Source organism: Burkholderia metallica, assembly GCF_902832845.1.
Lineage (GTDB): Bacteria > Pseudomonadota > Gammaproteobacteria > Burkholderiales > Burkholderiaceae > Burkholderia > Burkholderia metallica.
Window position 1 is genome coordinate 247,932 of record NZ_CADFDB010000005.1, and the last position, 16,574, is coordinate 264,505.

Here is a 16,574-nt window from a genome sequence, read left to right on the forward strand (position 1 = left end):
CATCCGGCAGCCGGCACGGTAGAATAGCGGCAACCTGTTGGATAAGCAATTGCGGGGGCGGAGGCGCGAACGGCGCCCCGGGCTTGCCGCGCGATTCCAGGAATTCCCGGCAAGTTTGGCGATTTGTCTGCAAATATCGCCCTTCTGCCGGGATTTTTGCAAATCGGGTCGGAAGATTTCCGCCGCTGCGAAGGCTTATCCAACAGGTTGCGCAAGACGCGTCGCGCCTTTTTGCAAGCGCCCGCGTTCGAGCCCACTTGCGCAATCGAGCATTTTTTTCACACTTAGGGGCTTGTATGACTAACGCAGCAAACGTCGCAAAGGACCAGGCGTATGTAATTCCGTTCGAGCAGTTGCGGATGACCGATGTGGAGATCGTGGGCGGCAAGAATGCGTCGCTCGGCGAGATGATCAGCCAGCTTTCCGAAGCAGGCGTTCGCGTACCCACCGGTTTCGCCACGACCGCGCTCGCATTCCGCGATTTCCTCAAGCACAACGACCTCACCGACCGCATCGCGAAGCGTCTCGAGTCGCTCGACATCGACGACGTGAAGGCGCTCGCCGAAGCCGGCGCCGAAATCCGTAAGTGGATCGTCGATGCGCCGATGCAGGCGCGTCTCGAGCAGGAAATCCGCGCGCAGTTCGAAGTGCTGAAGAACGGCTCGCCGGGCGAACTGTCGTTCGCCGTGCGTTCGTCCGCCACCGCGGAAGACCTGCCCGACGCATCGTTCGCCGGTCAACAGGAGTCGTACCTGAACGTCGTCGGCATCGAGGACGTGCTCGATCGCATGAAGCACGTGTTCGCGTCGCTGTACAACGACCGCGCGATCTCGTACCGCGTGCACAAGGGCTTCACGCACGCGGAAGTCGCGCTGTCGGCAGGCGTGCAGCGCATGGTCCGCTCGGACGTCGGCGCCGCCGGCGTGATGTTCACGATCGACACCGAATCGGGCTTCAAGGACGCCGTGTTCATCACGTCGAGCTACGGCCTGGGCGAAACCGTCGTGCAGGGCGCGGTGAACCCGGACGAGTTCTACGTGTTCAAGACGACGCTCGCACAGGACAAGTACCCGATCATCCGCCGCTCGATCGGCTCGAAGCTGATCAAGATGGAATTCACGCAGCCGGGCGAGCCGGGCCGCGTGAAGACGGTCGACGTGCCGCACGAACAGCGCAACCGTTACTCGATCACCGACGAAGACGTGATCGAGCTGGCGAAGTACGCGGTCATCATCGAGAAGCACTACCAGCGTCCGATGGACATCGAGTGGGGCAAGGACGGCCGCGACGGCAAGATCTTCATCCTGCAGGCACGCCCGGAAACCGTGAAGAGCCAGGCGAGCGGCAAGGCCGAGCAGCGCTTCAAGCTGAAGGGTCAGTCGCAGGTGCTGGCAACCGGCCGCGCGATCGGCCAGAAGATCGGCGCGGGTCGCGTGCGCGTGATCCAGGATCCGTCGGAAATGGAACGCGTGCAGCCGGGCGACGTGCTGGTGGCCGACATGACCGACCCGAACTGGGAGCCGGTGATGAAGCGTGCGGCCGCGATCGTCACGAACCGTGGCGGCCGGACCTGCCACGCGGCGATCATCGCGCGTGAGCTCGGCGTGCCGGCCGTGGTCGGCTGCGGCGATGCGACCGACATCCTGAAGGACGGCGCGCTCGTGACCGTGTCGTGCGCGGAAGGCGACGAAGGCAAGATCTACGACGGCCTGCTCGAGACGGAAGTCACGGAAGTGCAGCGCGGCGAACTGCCGGAAATCCCGGTCAAGATCATGATGAACGTCGGCAACCCGCAGCTCGCGTTCGACTTCTCGCAACTGCCGAACGCAGGCGTGGGTCTCGCGCGCCTCGAGTTCATCATCAACAACAACATCGGCGTTCACCCGAAGGCGATCCTCGAGTACCCGAACATCGACCAGGATCTGAAGAAGGCGGTCGAGAGCGTCGCGCGCGGCCACGCATCGCCGCGTCAGTTCTACGTCGACAAGCTGACGGAAGGCGTCGCGACGATCGCGGCGGCGTTCTATCCGAAGCCCGTGATCGTGCGTCTGTCCGACTTCAAGTCGAACGAGTACAAGAAGCTGATCGGCGGTTCGCGCTACGAGCCGGACGAGGAAAACCCGATGCTGGGCTTCCGCGGCGCGTCGCGCTACATCGCCGACGATTTCGCGCAGGCGTTCGAGATGGAGTGCCGTGCGCTGAAGCGCGTGCGCGACGAGATGGGCCTGACCAACGTCGAGATCATGGTGCCGTTCGTGCGTACCGTGAAGCAGGCGGAGCGTGTCGTCGGCCTGCTCGAGAAGTTCGGCCTGAAGCGCGGCGAAAACGGCCTGCGTCTCGTGATGATGTGCGAAGTCCCGACCAACGCGATCCTCGCCGAAGACTTCCTGCAGTTCTTCGACGGCTTCTCGATCGGCTCGAACGACCTCACGCAGCTCACGCTCGGCCTCGACCGCGATTCGGGCATGGAACTGCTGGCCGTCGACTTCGACGAACGCGACCCGGCCGTCAAGTTCCTGCTCAAGCGCGCGATCGATACCTGCCGCAAGATGGGCAAGTACGTCGGCATCTGCGGCCAAGGCCCGTCCGATCACCCGGACTTCGCGCAATGGCTGACCGACGAAGGCATCGTGTCGATCTCGCTGAACCCGGACACGATCATCGATACGTGGCAGGCGCTCGCCAACCGGAAGTAACGCCCGGTAATGCATCTTCACCGAAGGCGCCGCGCCGTCGCGCCTTCGGTGAAGGCAAAATGCAAGGTTCATGCTATAAACACCCCGGTAAGCACCGGGGTGTTTTTATTTGTCGGTACGCGTCGATGTTTTTCTGGAGACCGCAATGATTTCGGGGCATCTGTTCTGGTGGATCGGGGGCGGCGTGCTGGTCGTGGCCGAATTGCTGACCGGCACGTTCTATCTGTTGATGATCGCGCTCGGCTTTTTCGCGGGCGGGCTGTTGCAACTGGCCGGTGTCGCGCCGCACGTGCAGTTCGGCGCGGCCGCCGCGGTGGCGATCATCGCGATGGTCGTGCTGCGCCGCTCGGGGCTCGGCCGCAAGCAGAAGCGCGACACGTCGACGAATCCCGACGTCAATCTCGACATCGGCGCGACCGTCACGGTCGACGCGTGGCGTGACGGCCGCGCGCGCGTGCAGTATCGCGGCGCCGACTGGGACGTCGAACTCGCGAACGGCGAGCGCGACGATGCGCGCGTGTACCAGGTGAGTGCCGTGCGCGGCAATTGTCTCGTGGTCGTGGCGAAACCGGCGGGCTGACCGTCCGCCGATACAACAAGGAGGGAATACTTCATGGATTCGCTGATCATCTGGGTGGTCCTGCTCGTCATCGCGATCGTGATCGTGTCGAAGACGGTGAAGATCGTGCCGCAGCAGCATGCATGGGTGCTCGAGCGCTTCGGGCGCTATCACGCGACGCTGTCGCCCGGTCTCAATATCGTGCTGCCGTTCGTCGATCGCATCGCGTACCGGCATGTGCTGAAGGAAATCCCGCTCGACGTGCCGAGCCAGATCTGCATCACGCGCGACAACACGCAGCTGCAGGTCGACGGTGTGCTGTATTTCCAGGTGATGGACCCGATGAAGGCGTCGTACGGGTCGAGCAACTTCGTGCTTGCGATCACGCAGTTGTCGCAGACGATGCTGCGCTCGGTGATCGGCAAGCTGGAGCTCGACAAGACGTTCGAGGAGCGCGACTTCATCAACCACAGCATCGTGTCGGCGCTCGACGAGGCCGCCGCGAACTGGGGCGTGAAGGTGCTGCGCTACGAGATCAAGGACCTGACGCCGCCGAAGGAGATCCTGCACGCGATGCAGGCGCAGATCACCGCGGAGCGTGAAAAGCGCGCGCTGATCGCCGCATCCGAAGGCCGCAAGCAGGAGCAGATCAATCTCGCATCGGGCGCGCGTGAAGCCGCAATCCAGAAATCCGAAGGCGAGCGGCAGGCCGCGATCAACCAGGCGCAGGGCGAAGCAGCCGCGATTCTGGCGGTGGCCGAGGCGAACGCGCAGGCGATCCAGAAGATAGCGAGCGCCATCCAGTCGCAGGGCGGGATGGATGCGGTGAACCTGAAGGTTGCCGAGCAATATGTCGGCGCGTTCTCGAATCTCGCGAAGCAGGGCAACACGCTGATCGTGCCGTCGAACCTGTCGGATCTCGGTACGGCGATCTCGTCGGCGCTGACGATCGTCAAAACTGCGGGGGCGGCTTCCGGCGGGAAGGGCTGAGTCGGGCCTGCACAGCGCACCGGCGGCAGCCGCGTGCGTTCGGTATGCGGCCAATCGTCGCGCAACGGGCGGCGCGGATGATGACGGCGCCTTTCTTCAGTCGAACCGGGCGGTGTGGCGGCACTTCGCCGCTCCGGCCGCCGCGCCGGGCAGCCGGCACACACCAGGCTCGGCTAGCCCACCAAAGCGACACGGCCCGCTTCGAGCGGGCCGTGTCGTGTGAGAAGCGCGTCGCGCGCGTCAGGTGCCGGCGCGCATGATGCGTGCCTTTTCGCGTTCCCAGTCGCGCTTCTTCTCGGTTTCGCGCTTGTCGTGCAGCTTCTTGCCCTTCGCGAGCGCGATGTCGCACTTCACGCGACCGCCCTTGTAGTGGAAGTTCAGCGGCACGAGCGTGTAGCCGCGCTGCTCGACCTTGCCGATCAGTTTCTTGATTTCCTCGCGGTGCAGCAGCAGCTTGCGCGTGCGGACCGGGTCGGGCTTGATGTGCGTCGAGGCTTCGGGCAGCGGGCTGATATGGGTGCCGATCAGGAAGATCTCGGCGTTCTTCACCACGACGTAGCCTTCCTTGATCTGGCCGCGCCCGGCGCGCAGCGCCTTGACTTCCCAGCCCTCAAGCACGAGCCCCGCTTCGTAGCGTTCCTCGATGTGATAATCGAAGTGCGCTTTCCTGTTGTCGATGATGCTCATGAAAGGATCGGGCCAACTCGTTTAAAATCACGATTTTAGCAAAGCGGGGCGGTAATCGCCCGGCTTGCTTTCTCACCTTGAGCGGTGCCGCGCGATTTATGGCAGATGTCCAGAAAACCGTATTGATCCGTCATTCGGCGGAACAGATGTTCGACCTCGTCACCGACGTGGCCGACTACCCCAATTTCCTGCCCTGGTGCGGCGGTGTCGAGATTCGCCGTCAGGACGAGAGCGGGATGGAAGCGCGCATCGACATCAACTTCAAGGGCATCAAGCAGCATTTCGCGACGCGCAACACGCAGCAGCGCCCGACGCGGATCGACATGGAGTTCACGGACGGCCCGTTCAAGAAGTTCACGGGCTCGTGGCGCTTCACGGCGCTGCGTGCCGATGCGTGCAAGATCGAATTCGCGCTGCACTACGAGTTTTCGAGCATCCTGCTCGAAAAGATCATCGGGCCGGTGTTCAGCCACATCGCGAACACGTTCGTCGATTCGTTCGTGAAACGCGCCGACCAGCGCTACGGGAAGGGGTGACGCGATGCTGTCGATCGAAGTCTGCTACGCGCTGCCCGATCGCCAGACGGTGATTGCGTTGTCGCTGCCCGAAGGGGCGACCGTTCGTTCGGCGATCGACGCGAGCGGCGTGCTCGCGCTGCATCCGGAAATCGATCTCGCGCACGCGAAGACGGGCGTGTACGGCAAGCTCGCGCCGCTCGACGCACCGCTCGCCGACCACGACCGCGTCGAGATCTACCGCCCGCTGATCGTCGATCCGAAGCTCGCGCGCCAGCGGCGCGTCGACAAGTCGCGCCGCGACGGCTCCATCGAGGGCCGCAAGTGGATGCACAAGGACGCGCGCTGACGCGGGCCGGCCCGCGATTTTCGCCACGATTCTTCGCCCGCTTTTGCCCGCTCGAACGCCGCGATGCTCAGTGAGCCGCGGCGTTCGCGTTTGGCGGCGCGCTTCCCGACGCATCGCCTCCGGCGGGCGTGTCACCGTGTTGCCGCACCGATCCGTAGACGCCCGCGAGCAGCAGCACCAGCGCGGCGATTTCGAGCACATGCGGCATCCGCTGGTCGTACACGAATGCATAAAGCATCGCGAACACGGTTTCGAACACGATCAACTGGCCCGACAGCGTGAGCGGCAGCCGCTTCGATGCGGCGTTCCACAGGCCGTTGCCGAGCCACGACGCGCCGATCGCGAGCACGAGGTTCAGCAGCCAGAACAACTGCCAGCGCGACGCCGGGACCGCTGCCTGCACCGTGCCGGCCGGCAGCGCGAGGATCGCGATCCAGCAGAGCCCGCCGATCAGGCCCGTCACGACACCCCACAGCACCGACCACTCGTTGCCGCCGAAATGGTGGTGGCGCTGCAGATAGCGTGCGTTCGCGACCGCATACCAGGTCCAGCTCGCGAGCGCGCCCGCCGCGCATGCGATGCCGGCGAGCTTCTGGCCGAGCGTCGTCGCATGCGCGGCTTCGGACGTGAACAGGTCGACGTTGATGCAGACGATGCCCGCGATCACCAGCACGAGCGGGGCGGCGAGCCGTCGCAGCGGCACGGCGCCGTGGTCGCCGAGGCCCGCGAGCGTGACCGTGACGGGCAGCACGCCGACGATCAGCGAACTGGGCGCGATGCCGATCAAATGCACGGCGCCCGACAGCAGCATGTAGTACGCGACGTTGCCGACGACGGCGAGCCTGACCAGCGCGACGAGATCCTCGCGGGTCAGCCGCGCCAGCAGCGAGCGGGCGGCCGGCAGCGCCGCAGCCAACGACACGAGGCCGTACATCGCATAGCGGCCGGCGCTCAGCAAGAGCGGCGAGAAGTCGGTCAGCAGCCGCGGAACGAGAAACACCATGCCCCACAGGGCGCCAGCCAGGACACCATAGATCACACCGCGCTGCATCGACCGCTCCGAACACATGACTGACGAGCGCGCATCTTAGGACGCGGTCGCCCGCGTCGTCTTGTTCATTCCTGCACTCCGCGCACGGCGAGATCCCGGCGTGCCGCGTGCGCGGGCGATCGCGGCAGCCGATGGTTCATTCGTCAGCCGAATCGGGCGTTGCCCCTGCGTGTTTTCCCGGCGCTCGCGCCGGCCGGCGCACGGCGCGCAGCGTTCCGCTGTTGCCGCCGCCGCAGTAGAAGCGGTCGTGGCCGTCGGATTCGAGCCCCGACACGCCGGCGCCCGGCGGCATGTCGACCTGCTCGAGCACCTCTCCCGTGCGCGGATCGACACGCCGCAGGTTGCTCTGGTCGGCCTCCCAGGTGCCGTGCCACAGCTCGCCGTCGACCCACGTCACGCCGGTGACGAAGCGGTTCGATTCGATCGTGCGCAGCACGGCGCCCGATTGCGGATCCACCTGGTGAATCTTGCGTTCGCGATACTGGCCGACCCACAGCGTGCCTTCGGCCCATGCCAGCCCCGAATCGCCGCCGCCGCCGGGGGCCGGAATCGTCGCGAGCACGCGGCCCGATTCGGGATCGAGCTTCTCGATGCGGTTCTCGACGATCTGGTACAGGTGGCGGCCGTCGAACGCCGTGCCCGCATGCGCGGCGACGTCGATCGAGCGGACGGCCGTGCCGCGTTCCGGGTCGAGCGCGTTCAGCTTGTCGCCGGATGCGTACCACACGTACTGCCCGTCGAAGGTGACGCCGTGTACGCCGTCGACGCCCGGAAACGGGCCGTATTCGCGAAGAATGTCTGCACTGGAGCGTTTCATGTTCGTCACCTCGTCGTTCGGTGAGGTCATCCTAGTCGCCCGGCAGCGGGGCAGGGAGTAACAAGGTCGTCGCGAAACCGGGCAGCGGCGGCGTCATCCATCGGCGTGCGCGGCCGCGGCCGAGCGGCTGGACCTTGTCCGCTTCGGCGAGCGCGTCGAGCGCGCGTTGCACGGTGCGCTGGCTCGCGCCGAGCGCCAGCGCCAGCGCGGAGCTCGACCACGCTTCGCCGTCGGCGAGCAGCGCGAGCACGGCCGCGTGGCGGTCATCGACCGGGCGCGCCAGCACGACGGTTTCGCGTACGCCGAGCGGTTCGAGCGCGAAGCCGCGCGGCGTGGCAACCACGTTCGCGAGTGGCCGCAGTACCGCGCGCAGCCGGCCGATCTCGACGCGCAGGCGCGCGCGATGCGACTCGTCCGCCAGTTTCGCGCGGAACGCGGCAGCGACGAGCGCGTTGCGCGACACGTCGGCCGGCCATGCCTCGCCGAGCGAGCGGGCGAGCACGAACAGCACGGGCCGCCGCGCGAGCGACACGGTCGTGCGCGCGTCGCGCACCGTGTGGCGGCACGCATCGACGACGAGCGCGTTCGACGCGAACAGCGTCTCGACTTCGTCGAGCTGCACGAGCCGCGACGTGCCGCGCGCGATGAGGCGCGCGGCCGGTGCGTCGAGCACGCGGGCCGCTGTGTCGACCTCGGCCGTCAGTGCGGCGATGCCGGCGTCGCGGGCCGCTGCGCGTGCCCGGGTGAGCGCCGCGCGGGCCGCGTGAGGCCGGATGCGGCGCATCGCGATGCCGGCCGCGATCAGCTCGTGCGCGGCGCGCGACGCGGGCGGCAGCGGCGCGGGATCGAGATTCGCGAGCAGTCGTTCGGCATCGTCGAGCCGACCGATCAGCAGCAGCCGGCGCACGCCGAGATAGCGCGCATGCGCGGCGTTCGCGTGGTCGCCGTGCGCGTCGAGCGTCGCGCACGCGGTATCGAGCGCGCGTGTCGGCCAGCGCAGGTCGCGCGACGCGAGCGCAATCTCCGCTTCGGCGACGACGCAGCGTGCACGCGCTACGGCCTCCTTCGGGCCGAACGCGCGGGCCGCGCCGCGCACGAGTGCGCGCGCGCGTTCGAAATCGCCGAGCTGCGCCATCGCGATCCCGCGCAGCGCGAGCGCCGGCGCATCGTCGCGCAGCGCGACGCGGTTCAGCGCGCCGAGCGCGTCACCGGCGGCGAGTGCGCGCGCGGCCGCGGTGATCAGTGAATCCATCCGAATCCCGACACACTTGTCACTCCCTCCGTTCCGATGCCCGCCCCTAATCTAGCACCACGCACACGGCACCGGACGCCGTGCCCGGATACCCATCGGAAGGAGGAACCCGCCATGACGACCCATCTCACCGGAACGCGCGACGAATGGCTGGCCGCGCGCCGCGCGCTGCTCGACGCGGAAAAGGCGCTGACGCGGCAAAGCGACGCGCTCGCGCAACGGCGCCAGGCGCTGCCCTGGGTGCGCATCGACAAGACCTACCGGTTCGACACCGCGGACGGGCAGGCGACGCTCGACGACCTGTTTCGCGGCCGTTCGCAATTGCTCGTCTATCACTTCATGTTCGGTCCCGACTACAAGGCCGACTGCCCGTCGTGCTCGGCGCTGGCCGATGGCTTCGACGGCTTCGCCGTGCACCTGGCGAACCACGACGTGACGCTCGCCGCCGTGTCGCGCGCGCCGCTCGCGAAGCTGCTCGCGTACCGGGAGCGGATGGGGTGGCGCTTTCCGTGGGCATCGTCGGTCGGCGGCGATTTCAACTTCGATTTCAACGTGTCGTTCACCGAAACGCAGCAGCGCGCGGGCGACGTCGAGTACAACTACGCGCGAGCGGGCCACGCGATGGACATGGACCCGCCGCCGGCGCCCGTCGTGCAGTTTGCGGCCACGTGCGGCACCGACGCGCTCACGTACTCGCGCGACCGGCCGGGGATGAGCGCGTTCGTGCGCGAGGACGGCAACGTCTATCACACGTACTCGACCTATGCGCGCGGGCTCGACGCGCTGTGGGGGATGTACCAGTGGCTCGATCGCGCGCCGCGCGGGCGCAACGAGGCCGGCCCGTGGTGGCGCCGTCATGACGAGTACGCGCGCGGCTGAGCGCGGACCGGTAACGGACGGGCGCACGCGATGAGATGGCCGGCAACCGGCGACACGGACCCCGATCCGGTGGTATTCGGCGTGGCGGTCGGGGCCGTATTCGCCGTCGCCGCGATGGCGACGCTCGCGCAGTACGCGGCGATGGCCGCGATGGGCGCGGAACCGATGCCCGGCGGCGGGATGATCCCGGCCGCGTGGCTGCCGCCGTGCGGGTGGGGCGCCGGCCGCGCATTCGGCGCGTTCGCCGGGATGTGGGGCGCGATGACGGTGACGATGATGCTGCCCGTCCTTGCGCCGATGCTCTGGCGATATCGTCAGAGCATCGGTCCGCAGGCGGCGGTGCGCCCGGCCGGGCTCGTCGTTCTCGCGGGGGCCGGGTATTTCGCGGTGTGGATGACAGTGGGGGCGCTCGTGTTTGCGGCCGGCGCCGCACTGACGAGCGTTGCGGCGCGGTGGCCGTGGCTGGCCCGTGCGACGCCGTTCACGGCCGGCGCGGTCGTCCTGGCTGCCGGCGTTCTGCAATTCTCCGGATGGAAAGCACGGCGGCTGGCGTGCTGTCGGCACGACGCGACCTGCGCGCACCCGTCACGCGGGGACACCGGTGCCGCATGGCGGTACGGGGTGCGGGCCGCGTTGCGATGCGGGGCGTGTTGCGGGAACCTGATGACCGTCGCACTGGCCGTCGGCATGATGGATCTGCGCGTGATGGCGGCCGTGACGGTTGCGATCGCCGCCGAGCGTCTGGCGCCGGCCGGCGGGCGTATCGGCGTGCGTATCGCGCGGCTCGTCGGCTGCGTCGCGGCCGGCGGCGGCCTGGCGATGATCGCCCGCGGGGCCGGGCTGCTGTAATGCACGGAACACGCGGAAGACGCAGAAGGCGGGCCGGTCCGGCACGGCGCCGGGCCACCCTTCATGGTCGTTGCCGCCGCCGCGTGGCCCGTCCGCAACAGCCGGGCGAGCCGTTTCGCGACCGTTTGCGCGAATGGGGCGATGCGGCGATGAAACGAAAGGCGATCGAAAACGAACCGAACGGCGATCCGAACGATTCGGCCCCCGAACGGCCGAAACCGGCTAAGCCGTTGTTCGTGTTGTGAAAATTCGCGGCGCTTCGCGTATAATTCGCTTTTGCGCCCATAGGATTTGCCATGCGTCTGATCCAAAAAGCACTCACTTTCGATGACGTGCTCCTCGTTCCCGCCTTCTCCGACGTTCTCCCGCGCGACACCAGCCTCAAGACCAAGCTGACCCGCAACATCTCCCTGAACATGCCGCTCGTGTCCGCCGCGATGGACACGGTCACCGAAGGTCGCCTCGCGATCGCGATGGCGCAGCAGGGTGGCGTCGGTATCGTCCACAAGAACCTCACGCCGGCCGAGCAGGCTCGCGAGGTCGCGAAGGTCAAGCGTTTCGAATCGGGTGTCGTCCGCGATCCGATCACGGTGCCGCCGCAGATGAAGGTGCGCGACGTGATCGCGCTGTCGCGCCAGCATGGCATCTCGGGCTTCCCGGTCGTCGAAGGCCCGCAGCTCGTCGGTATCGTCACGAACCGCGACCTGCGTTTCGAAACCCGCCTCGACGAGCCGGTCAAGTCGATCATGACGCCGCGCGAGCGTCTCGTCACCGTCAAGGAAGGCACGCCGCTCGCCGAAGCGAAGGCGCTGATGCACAGCCACCGCCTCGAGCGCGTGCTGGTCGTCAACGACGCGTTCGAACTGCGCGGCCTGATGACCGTCAAGGACATCACCAAGCAGACCGAGCACCCGGACGCGTGCAAGGACGAACACGGCAAGCTGCGCGCAGGCGCGGCGGTCGGCGTCGGCCCGGACAACGAAGAGCGCGTCGAGCTGCTGGTGCAGGCCGGCGTCGACGTGATCGTCGTCGATACCGCACACGGCCACAGCAAGGGCGTGCTCGAGCGCGTGCGCTGGGTCAAGCAGAACTTCCCGCACGTCGAAGTGATCGGCGGCAACATCGCGACGGCCGCCGCCGCGAAGGCGCTGGTCGAATACGGCGCGGACGCCGTCAAGGTCGGTATCGGCCCGGGCTCGATCTGCACGACGCGGATCGTCGCAGGCGTCGGCGTGCCGCAGATCAGCGCGATCGCGAACGTCGCGGAAGCGCTGAAGGGCACGGGCGTGCCGTGCATCGCCGACGGCGGCGTGCGCTTCTCGGGCGACGTATCGAAGGCCCTCGCGGCCGGCGCGAACGCGGTGATGATGGGCAGCATGTTCGCGGGCACCGAAGAGGCGCCGGGCGACGTGTTCCTGTATCAGGGCCGCCAGTACAAGTCGTATCGCGGCATGGGTTCGGTCGGTGCGATGAAGGACGGCGCGGCAGACCGCTACTTCCAGGACAACTCGGCGAACATCGACAAGCTCGTGCCGGAAGGCATCGAAGGCCGCGTCGCATACAAGGGTTCGGTCAACGCGATCCTGTTCCAGCTGGTCGGCGGCGTGCGCGCGAGCATGGGCTACTGCGGCTGCAAGACGATCGACGAGCTGCACGAGAAGGCCGAATTCGTCCAGATCACCGCCGCGGGCATGCGCGAGTCGCACGTGCACGACGTGCAGATCACGAAGGAAGCGCCGAACTATCACGTGGACTGATCGCCGATGAAACCGCTGCTGCGAGCCGTGCTGGTCATCGATGCCGTGCTGCTGCTGGCGTTCGGCGTGCTGTTCGTGCTGACGCCCTGGCAGTCGCTCTTCAATGCGCTGCAACTGGCGACCATCCAGCCGGCGATGCTCGGCCAGGCGTTCGGCATCGCGTTGCTCGGGCTCGCGTGGCTCGCGTTTCACGCGGCGTTCAACGGCGATCTCACGGCGCCCGTCGCGCGTTCGGTCGGCCACGTGTACTGGCTGACCGGCGTGCTGACGATCGTCTGGTCGATCGGCACCGGCAGCGGTCCCGCGCTCGCGGCCGCCGGCCGCGTGCTGTCGGCGATCGCCGGGGTCGCGCTGATCGTGCTCGGCCTGGGTGGCGTGCGGCTCGCATCGGCCGTCCGCCGGCGCGAGAAAGCGCAGGCGCTCGACGCGCGCGCACCGGCGCAGTGTCCGGCCGAGCCGGCGCCGGTGTCGTCACCCGCGTCGTCGCCGCAGCGTGTCGAGCCCGTCGTCAGCCGTCCCGCGGCGCCGGCTGCATCGTCGCCGGCTTCATCCGGTTCCGGCTCATCGTCAGGCGGTATCGCGCTCGACGAACGCCCGCCGATGCGGGACTGACCGGCCATGCGTCGCGCGTGCCGCCTGCCGCCCGACGTCGCTGTCCATGCTTTTGACGCAGCGCTCGATGCGCTGCTTTTCTTATTCTCTTCATCCCGTCCGCAGCCATGCACGACAAAATCCTGATTCTCGACTTCGGTTCGCAAGTCACTCAACTGATTGCGCGACGCGTGCGCGAAGCGCACGTCTATTGCGAAATCCATCCGAACGATGTGTCCGACGACTTCGTCCGCGAGTTCGCGCCGAAGGCGGTGATCCTGTCGGGCAGCCACGCGAGCACGTACGAAGACCATCAGCTGCGCGCGCCGCAGGCCGTGTGGGATCTCGGCGTGCCGGTGCTCGGCATCTGCTACGGCATGCAGACGATGGCCGTGCAGCTCGGCGGCAAGGTCGAGTGGAGCGACCATCGCGAATTCGGCTACGCGGAAATGCGTGCGCACGGCCATACGCGCCTGCTCGACGGCCTTGAGGATTTCAAGACCGACGAAGGCCACGGGATGCTGAAGGTCTGGATGAGCCACGGCGACAAGGTTGCCGAGCTGCCGCCGGGTTTCGCGCTGATGGCGTCGACGCCGAGCTGCCCGATCGCCGGCATGGCCGACGAGGCGCGCGGCTACTACGCGGTGCAGTTCCACCCGGAAGTCACGCACACGGTGAAGGGCCGCCAGATCATCGAACGCTTCGTGCTGCAGATCGCCGGCGCGAAGCCCGACTGGATCATGAAGAACCACATCGAGGAAGCCGTCGCTAAGATCCGCGAGCAGGTCGGTGACGAGGAAGTGATTCTCGGCCTGTCGGGCGGTGTCGATTCGAGCGTGGCCGCCGCGCTGATCCATCGCGCGATCGGCGACCAGCTCACCTGCGTGTTCGTCGATCACGGCCTGCTGCGCCTGAACGAAGGCAAGATGGTGCTCGACATGTTCGAGGGCCGCCTGCATGCGAAGGTCGTGCACGTCGACGCATCCGACCAGTTCCTCGGCCACCTGGCCGGCGTGACCGATCCGGAAGCGAAGCGCAAGATCATCGGCCGCGAATTCGTCGAGGTGTTCCAGGCCGAGGCGAAGAAGCTGTCGAAGGCGAAGTGGCTCGCGCAGGGCACGATCTATCCGGACGTGGTCGAATCGGGCGGCACGAAGACGAAGAAGGCGACGACGATCAAGAGCCACCACAACGTCGGCGGCCTGCCGGAAACGCTCGGGCTGAAGCTGCTGGAGCCGCTGCGCGACCTGTTCAAGGACGAAGTGCGCGAGCTGGGTGTCGCGCTCGGCCTGCCGCCGGAGATGGTGTACCGCCATCCGTTCCCGGGCCCGGGCCTCGGCGTGCGGATTCTCGGCGAAGTGAAGCGCGAGTACGCGGACCTGCTGCGCCGTGCCGACGCGATCTTCATCGAGGAACTGCGCAACACGACCGCGACTGCGCAGGATGCGGCTGCGGGCCTGTGCGGCGAAGCCGATGTCGGCAAGAGCTGGTACGACCTGACGAGCCAGGCGTTCGCGGTGTTCCTGCCGGTGAAGTCGGTGGGCGTGATGGGCGATGGCCGCACGTACGACTACGTGACGTCGCTGCGCGCGGTGCAGACGACCGACTTCATGACCGCACACTGGGCGCACCTGCCGTACGCGCTGCTCGGCCGCGCGTCGAACCGGATCATCAACGAGGTGCGCGGGATCAACCGTGTGGTGTACGACATCTCGGGGAAGCCGCCGGCGACGATCGAGTGGGAGTGAATTGACGCCCTTCGGGGACTATCGCCAGCCATCGAGAAGCTGCCGCAACGTGTTGATTGATAACGAAATGCGTCATGGCAGCTATCGGTGGCTATCGTCGGCCAGCAAAACAGGTTGACGGCAAGAATCGAGGCCGAATTAAGACCCTCCCGTTCACTATTCAGCCTTTTACGTCTTTGACGGTAAAAGGCTCCTCGGGAAAACTTGCCTTATGCGGTTTCCGGGCATCAACAGGTCTCCTCGTCCCTGACGGTCAAGCCGTCAACGAGCCGGAGGAAACCTCTATGTTTCCCGGCGCTGCACTGCGCAACCTGAAGCCTGAGGTGCAACAAGGTCAAGTAACGCTGAGCACCTGCTACGGCGGTGCAGATCCGGGACATCGTGAAGCAGGTCTCTGTCTACGTCCTCGCTCACGGTGGAAAGGTGGACAACCCCGCTAACAGCGTGGGTGCGGCCTCGATCGCCACGTTCGTGGCAAAGGATCGCGCCTTGTCGCCGCTGCAGCAGTTGCTCGGACGCTTGAGCGTCAAGCATTGTCAGCGGTTGTCTGTCTGGGAATTCGATAGACAACGCACCTGTATTTCGATGTGTCGTAGCACTCCACAATGACACCACCGAGCGATTCGGCGATGCGTCGGCTGCCGCGATTTTCCTCGGCGACCGGATATGTGAACTCGCTCGAGTTGAGCGCAGCGCTTGCCCAGCGTGCCACCCATTTCACCGCTTCTCGTCCGAAGCCTTCGCCATGGCGATCTTCTCGAATCCAGATTCCCAGCTCCGGGCTTTCACTCTTGGCGCGATGAAGCCCCGCCAATCCGAGGAACGCCATGCTGCCGCGTTCACGGATCGTGAAAACAAGATCTGTTCGATCGATGATTGTCGGTAGCCACGACTGCCAGACACGGTCGAATTCCGCGCGATCTTTCGGCGGTTCCCATGACATGAGCCGAGTCAGTGTCTGAGTGATACACGGGAACGCCTCGTCAGCATCAAGCGCCGAGAAGGGGACGATGGAAAGCCGGTGCGATTCGATGAGAATATTGGGTGCGCCATTCATTTGAAATCGTGTCCGCTTTGAGCAATGCTGCTTACAATCCGCTCGCGCTTCAGGGTGGGGCGCCGGCGCGTCCACTAACTGACGAATTGCGTACTCGGCGGGATAAGGTCAATCGACAACAACACACGGAGACCACTCATACGCGATGAGGTGTCGCGAGTACCTTCATTTCAACCGCCGGCGCCGCTCACCGAGCGCACGATGCCGATCCGGTCGTACCCCGTGCTGCCACTTCCCGATTTCGCTGCGACTGTAATCGAGTGTAATTGATTGCGCCGCGCGCTCAGCCTAATTTCTTCCCCGCAGGAGCGCTTCGCGGATGGCGGACGCAAGCCACCACGAAGATCGTGATGAACGTTATCGATGCGCAACCCGCACGAGCCAGATTCGAGTCAAACGTCCTGGTTTTCGGTTTTTCAACTCACTGCAGGAGAGATTGTCATGTCGAACGAGAACTTCAGCGAAATTCAAAAGTTCGCAGCGCAGGCAGACGATCTGAAACGCGTGGATGTCGAGTCGATCCAGCTGGGCTATTAGGACAAGCAGGGCACCGTTCCTTTCATGCTCAATAACGAAGGGGCGAATTCGTTCGAAGTGAGCACCTCGAACACGGCGCTGCTGATCCAGATCGGAAACGCGCTCACGGCGCTTGGCCAGAAGCAGAAGGTCGTGGCCTATCTGGGAGACCTCAACCACGGCGGCACCCTCAAAGTGCTCCTCGTCGGTGTCGCATAGTACGGACAACCAATCGCAACTTGCTTTGCAGTCCGGAGTGAA

Annotated in this window: 16 protein-coding genes and 1 pseudogene; 12 read left to right on the forward strand and 5 right to left on the reverse strand. The window is 66.1% G+C overall.

What is annotated here, in order from left to right; genetic code table 11:
• The first annotated feature begins 296 nt into the window (after window positions 1-296).
• The 3 genes from ppsA (at window position 297) to HWX08_RS16520 (ending at window position 4,245) form a co-directional block, all read left to right on the forward strand.
• A complete protein-coding gene (gene ppsA, locus HWX08_RS16510) occupies window positions 297-2,696 on the forward strand; it encodes a phosphoenolpyruvate synthase (RefSeq protein WP_069256972.1) in 2,400 nt (799 codons plus the stop codon).
• Between the two features lie 145 nt (window positions 2,697-2,841).
• A complete protein-coding gene (locus HWX08_RS16515; protein ID WP_174920486.1) occupies window positions 2,842-3,276 on the forward strand; it encodes an NfeD family protein in 435 nt (144 codons plus the stop codon).
• Window positions 3,277-3,309: 33 nt separating this feature from the next.
• The gene (locus HWX08_RS16520) at window positions 3,310-4,245 is read left to right on the forward strand and encodes an SPFH domain-containing protein (RefSeq protein ID WP_069256970.1); all 936 of its coding nucleotides are present in this window, start codon (window positions 3,310-3,312) and stop codon (window positions 4,243-4,245) included.
• Between the two features lie 240 nt (window positions 4,246-4,485).
• Here HWX08_RS16520 and smpB read toward each other — a convergent pair whose 3' ends face one another.
• Window positions 4,486-4,932, reverse strand: coding sequence for an SsrA-binding protein SmpB (smpB, locus tag HWX08_RS16525; protein ID WP_006478511.1), 447 nt, complete (start codon window positions 4,930-4,932; stop codon window positions 4,486-4,488).
• 98 nt (window positions 4,933-5,030) lie between these two features.
• On the opposite strand from smpB, the gene HWX08_RS16530 reads away from it, so the two are divergent.
• Window positions 5,031-5,468 carry a type II toxin-antitoxin system RatA family toxin gene (locus HWX08_RS16530; protein WP_034188832.1) on the forward strand — a complete coding sequence of 146 codons (438 nt, stop codon included), beginning with the start codon at window positions 5,031-5,033 and terminating at the stop codon, window positions 5,466-5,468.
• A 4-nt stretch (window positions 5,469-5,472) separates the two neighbouring features.
• Window positions 5,473-5,796: an RnfH family protein gene (locus tag HWX08_RS16535; RefSeq protein ID WP_069256969.1), complete on the forward strand. Its 324-nt coding sequence runs from the start codon at window positions 5,473-5,475 to the stop codon at window positions 5,794-5,796.
• A 67-nt stretch (window positions 5,797-5,863) separates the two neighbouring features.
• On the opposite strand, the gene HWX08_RS16540 is transcribed toward HWX08_RS16535, so the two are convergent.
• The 3 genes from HWX08_RS16540 to HWX08_RS16550 all read right to left on the reverse strand — a co-directional run bounded on the left by HWX08_RS16540 (window position 5,864) and on the right by HWX08_RS16550 (window position 8,916).
• Entirely contained in the window at window positions 5,864-6,847 is a 984-nt protein-coding gene (locus HWX08_RS16540; protein WP_174920487.1) for a DMT family transporter, read from the reverse strand.
• Window positions 6,848-6,983: 136 nt separating this feature from the next.
• Window positions 6,984-7,664 (reverse strand): Vgb family protein, encoded by a 681-nt coding sequence (locus HWX08_RS16545; protein WP_069258026.1) that lies wholly within the window; start codon window positions 7,662-7,664, stop codon window positions 6,984-6,986.
• A gap of 31 nt (window positions 7,665-7,695) precedes the next feature.
• Window positions 7,696-8,916, reverse strand: coding sequence for a helix-turn-helix domain-containing protein (locus HWX08_RS16550; RefSeq protein ID WP_174920488.1), 1,221 nt, complete (start codon window positions 8,914-8,916; stop codon window positions 7,696-7,698).
• 114 nt (window positions 8,917-9,030) lie between these two features.
• Between HWX08_RS16550 and HWX08_RS16555 the strand changes: the two genes are divergently transcribed.
• From HWX08_RS16555 to HWX08_RS34385, 6 genes and pseudogenes are all read left to right on the forward strand, one after another.
• Window positions 9,031-9,795 (forward strand): DUF899 domain-containing protein, encoded by a 765-nt coding sequence (locus tag HWX08_RS16555; RefSeq protein WP_174920489.1) that lies wholly within the window; start codon window positions 9,031-9,033, stop codon window positions 9,793-9,795.
• Between the two features lie 30 nt (window positions 9,796-9,825).
• The gene (locus HWX08_RS16560; RefSeq protein WP_069256965.1) at window positions 9,826-10,644 is read left to right on the forward strand and encodes a DUF2182 domain-containing protein; all 819 of its coding nucleotides are present in this window, start codon (window positions 9,826-9,828) and stop codon (window positions 10,642-10,644) included.
• A 296-nt stretch (window positions 10,645-10,940) separates the two neighbouring features.
• A complete protein-coding gene (gene guaB, locus HWX08_RS16565; protein WP_006488752.1) occupies window positions 10,941-12,401 on the forward strand; it encodes an IMP dehydrogenase in 1,461 nt (486 codons plus the stop codon).
• A 6-nt stretch (window positions 12,402-12,407) separates the two neighbouring features.
• Window positions 12,408-13,013, forward strand: coding sequence for a hypothetical protein (locus HWX08_RS16570; RefSeq protein WP_174920490.1), 606 nt, complete (start codon window positions 12,408-12,410; stop codon window positions 13,011-13,013).
• A 107-nt stretch (window positions 13,014-13,120) separates the two neighbouring features.
• The gene (gene guaA, locus HWX08_RS16575) at window positions 13,121-14,740 is read left to right on the forward strand and encodes a glutamine-hydrolyzing GMP synthase (protein WP_069256963.1); all 1,620 of its coding nucleotides are present in this window, start codon (window positions 13,121-13,123) and stop codon (window positions 14,738-14,740) included.
• 348 nt (window positions 14,741-15,088) lie between these two features.
• A pseudogene (locus tag HWX08_RS34385) lies at window positions 15,089-15,244 on the forward strand (tyrosine-type recombinase/integrase); the annotation flags it as partial.
• 22 nt (window positions 15,245-15,266) lie between these two features.
• Here HWX08_RS34385 and HWX08_RS16580 read toward each other — a convergent pair.
• The gene (locus HWX08_RS16580) at window positions 15,267-15,797 is read right to left on the reverse strand and encodes a GNAT family N-acetyltransferase (protein WP_174920491.1); all 531 of its coding nucleotides are present in this window, start codon (window positions 15,795-15,797) and stop codon (window positions 15,267-15,269) included.
• Window positions 15,798-16,358: 561 nt separating this feature from the next.
• Here HWX08_RS16580 and HWX08_RS16585 point away from each other — a divergent pair.
• Window positions 16,359-16,532 (forward strand): hypothetical protein, encoded by a 174-nt coding sequence (locus tag HWX08_RS16585; protein WP_174920492.1) that lies wholly within the window; start codon window positions 16,359-16,361, stop codon window positions 16,530-16,532.
• Window positions 16,533-16,574: the final 42 nt, after the last annotated feature.